At 65.7% G+C, this 3,641-nt stretch carries 3 protein-coding genes; all 3 read right to left on the bottom strand.

Features of this window, described 5'->3' with window-relative positions:
• Positions 1 to 34 precede the first annotated feature (34 nt).
• Entirely contained in the window at positions 35 to 1,081 is a 1,047-nt protein-coding gene (locus ACYVKX_RS20750; protein WP_460835593.1) for a DNA methyltransferase, read from the bottom strand.
• Between the two features lie 149 nt (positions 1,082 to 1,230).
• Entirely contained in the window at positions 1,231 to 2,214 is a 984-nt protein-coding gene (locus tag ACYVKX_RS20745) for a hypothetical protein (RefSeq protein WP_460835592.1), read from the bottom strand.
• A 73-nt stretch (positions 2,215 to 2,287) separates the two neighbouring features.
• Positions 2,288 to 3,400 (bottom strand): tyrosine-type recombinase/integrase, encoded by a 1,113-nt coding sequence (locus ACYVKX_RS20740; RefSeq protein WP_460835591.1) that lies wholly within the window; start codon positions 3,398 to 3,400, stop codon positions 2,288 to 2,290.
• Between the last annotated feature and the right edge of the window lie 241 nt (positions 3,401 to 3,641).

The following is a 3,641-nucleotide window of genomic DNA, read 5'->3' as shown; positions in this document are numbered from 1 at the left end:
ACCCCTACAAGGGATTCTTCGTTCTACGCCACGCTCACAGCCCACACCTCATCGGTGGATCAGGGCTCAGATCGCCCGCGAAGTACACGCGCCCGTGCGCGTCGATCGCGTTGTAACGCGCCACGCCGTCAGCCAAGGACGCCTTGTGCGCTCGCAGCCAGGCCCGGAACGCCCTCGTGGCGGCCTCCGGGTCGTTGTTGGATTCATCCCACGCCAGACGAGCGGCGGCGAGGGCGTCGTCGACGCCGGGCTTCCGGTCGTGCCACCGGATCTCGGCGGCGGCGAGCGTCGACTCATCTTTGGCGTAGATGAGCATGTAGTCGGCGCCGTTGGAGACGTAGCGGGAATCGTTCTTCCTGCCGCCCTGCCACACGACGTCAGACAGGAAGTTCTGGTTGCCGAAGACTTGATCCAGGAGCATGCGGAGCCGGTGGTGCTCCTCATCGCCGATCGCGGCGATGATCACTCCGGTCTGCTTCAGCAGGTCTCGAGCGAGCAGGAGGCGGCGCTCCATGTAGGACAGCCACTTGGAGGACTTGGCGCGGTCGTGGGTGTCGACGTATCGGTCGTTGTAGATCCAGCCCTCGTTGCCGGTGTTGTATGGCGGGTCGATGTAGATCAGGTCGATCTTGCCGCGGTGGGTGGATCGCAGCGCCTGTAGGACGTGGTAGTTCTCGCCGTTGATGACGGTGTGCCAGGGCGCGTCGCCGGGGCCGTTCGCGATGCGCTCTGCTGTCCGCAGGCCGGGGAAGACGGACTCTCCGAACTCACGGATGACCACGAGGTCACCGACGGGGCGCTTCCCTCCATCGCCGTCGAGGATGGCCACGGAGCGGCTGGTATCGGTGAAGCCCGCGACGCGCCATATGCGGGTGGTGGACTCGTCGCGGAGGCCGACCTTCACGCCCTTCCGGACAGGGTGGTCGGGCAATCGGACCGACTCGGGCAGGTGTCGGTCGAAGACCATGCCGAACCGTCGCGAGCCGCGGAGGAGTTCGACCTCGCGGGCGAGCCGGCTGCGCAGCGCCTCATCCGCGACCTGCCCGATCAGTTGATCGAGGATGTTGGTCTCGTCGCTCACGGTTCGCCCCACGCCCTCTCGTTGCCCGTCGGCCGTTTGCGCGGCGCCTCCTCGGTGCTCGCTCCGACGTCTCCGCAGGTTATCGGTCGTCGAGAGAGTGCTGTTGTGAAACCCCCTGGTCGCTGACCCAACCTGGAGGTGGGACGCGCTCAACCTTGGGGCTGTTCGCCCGCCAGCCGGTCACGAAGTCCGGCCATCTTCACGAAGTACCTCCGGGAGGCGATCGCCAAGAGGGTCGCCCCGGTCTCGGTGAGCCAGGTCTCGCGGTCACCGTCGTGGGCCTCAACGGGGTGCAAGGCGTAGTTGCGGACCTCCCGGAACATGTGGGCTTGGGTGACGACCTCGGTGATCATCGCACTGCCGAGCGACGGCTTGATCTCGCGCAGCTTCTGCTCTGTGAGGCGGATGACCTCAGCGACGTCGCGGCCGTCATCGACCTTCTTCGCGAGGGCCTGCGGTTGAGACTGCACAGCCCGGGCGAGGTTGAACCACGCCGCCTCGGACGCGGCGGCCAGCAGGCTCGACGACGCCAGGTACAGCCCGCGCTGAAGAGCTCGTCGACTCTCTCGGATCATCGTCATCCCGCGCGCCCCAAGGATCAGGTCGAGGCCGGACAGCAACTCCTCGACGGGTAAGAGCACTTCACTGCCGTTGCCGTCGAGGGGCCGGACCGGCATGAACCTCGGAGTGCTGCCGTGATCGTTGATGTACGGCGAGTGGACATCCACCGGAGCACTGGAGCCGCCGCCAGGGTAGTCGACAGGGATGCGTTCGGGTTGGGTCGCGTACTGGTTCCCCTCAGCACGGGTCAGCACGCCCTCAGCGACGAGTTGGGCAAGCGCACGACGCACCGCGTGGCGTCCGCGGAAGACCGTCAAGTGCGGGTCGTGTCGGTCGGGATCGGCAAGTCGTCGCCCGGGCTCTGTCGCCGGGTGCGCCGTGAACTTCGTACGCTCCGCGGGGCGCTGGCCACCGACCGCTGTCAGCCAGCGGTCCTCGAACTCGCTCAGCAGGACAGGCTGGGTCGCTTCAGCGATCGCGGCGAGGATGGCAGTGCGGGCGACCAGCACGTCCGCCTCGGTGGGGGTGACCGCAGCCTGCATCGCCTCGACGAACGGTGCTTCGAAGTCCATGGGTCCAGTGTCCTCGGAGATGCACGCGACGGCCGAACATTGCCGACAGGAGCCTGGATTCGAGCGTGCGCCTTCATCGACTCCGGCGCGTCATTCGGTTGAGCGCGTCGATGCTGCGCTGATCGGCTTCGGCCAGAGCGTGGAGGTACTTCTGGGTCGTCTGAATCTGCGCGTGACCAAGACGATCCATGACGGTCTTGAGGTCAGCCCCTCCGGCCAGAAGCCAGGAAGCGTGGGCGTGGCGCAGGTCGTGCATCCTGACGTTGAACGAGACACCGCTCGCCTTGACCGCCGGCAGCCAGATCCTCGTCCGGAAGGTGTTTCGGGAGATCGGCGTTCCGGCCGAAGTGGCGAACAGCAGGTCGTCGCGGCGGAGACCGTGGAGCCTCATGTGCTCAGCAACCGCGTCGAGCCAGTCCTGGCGTACGGCGAACGTCCGAGGCTCGTTGTCCTTGGGGTAGGGCTTGGCGACGTACCGTTCACCGGTGGGGGAGTGCTTCCTGGACACCTCGACGATCGTGTCCTCGACGGTGATCGTGCGCCGCAGGAAGTCGACGTGACGTGGCTTCAGCGCGATGAGCTCGCCCCAGCGCATCCCGGTCTCGATGGCGGTCTCGACCATGAGGCGGTATCGGTCCGGCACCGCGGTGATGAGGACGTCGAACTCATCGGGCGTCAGCGTCCGGGTCTTCTTTGTGACGATCTTCGGCAGTTCAGTGTGCTCGCAGGGGTTGGTGACGATCAGCTGGTCGCGGACGGCCCGCTTGAAGATCGAGTGGAGCATCGTGTGGTACTTGCGGATCGACCTGGCCGAGAGGCCTTGGGCAGCCGCCTGCGTCACCCAGTCCTGCACCAGAGACGACGTGACCTGGTACATCGGCTTCTTGCCGAAGAACGGAAAGAAGTGCTTGTTGAGGTTGGACATGTAGGCGGCCAGCGTCGTCGCCTCGATGTGCTTGCTGGGCAGCCAGTGCCTCTCGACGTACTGCTGGAACGGGATGGCGCCCAGCGAACGGTCGAACCAGGAGCCGGCATGGACTCGCTGCTCCTCGCGATTTCCAGCGCGCTCGGCGGCCCGGCGCGACGAGTGCGTGCCCGCCGAGCGGATGCGCCCCTCCGGATCCCGGTACTGCGCGAGGAAGCGCGACGTGCCGACGTCCCTCTTTCGCTCGACCACCCAAGCCATCGGCTGCCTCCAATGTCAGCAGAGAGTCAGCAAACTTTGCCGAAAGATGGCGAAGGCCAGCGAAGGTTCGCGGAATCTCGAAAATGCGTTCTGACCTGCGATGATACCTCACAAGCCCTCACTACGAGCGTGGCGTGCGGAGAGGTTCGAAGCACTCCAGATTTCGCTCATAACCCAGAGGTCGCAGGTTCGAATCCTGCCCCCGCTACTGTGTGATGTCTCAGGACATCCCGGAGGTCCG

The organism is Nocardioides hungaricus, assembly GCF_054782915.1.
The sequence above is the reverse complement of the archived record's forward strand: the minus strand, read 5'-3'. Positions and strand labels throughout refer to the sequence as shown.

Bases quoted from the DNA above. Each gene is read 5' to 3' on its own strand.
- ACYVKX_RS20745 (WP_460835592.1), bottom strand. From the start codon at position 2,214: ATGGACTTCGAAGCACCGTTCGTCGAGGCGATGCAGGCTGCGGTCACC.
- ACYVKX_RS20740 (WP_460835591.1), bottom strand. From the start codon at position 3,400: ATGGCTTGGGTGGTCGAGCGAAAGAGGGACGTCGGCACGTCGCGCTTC.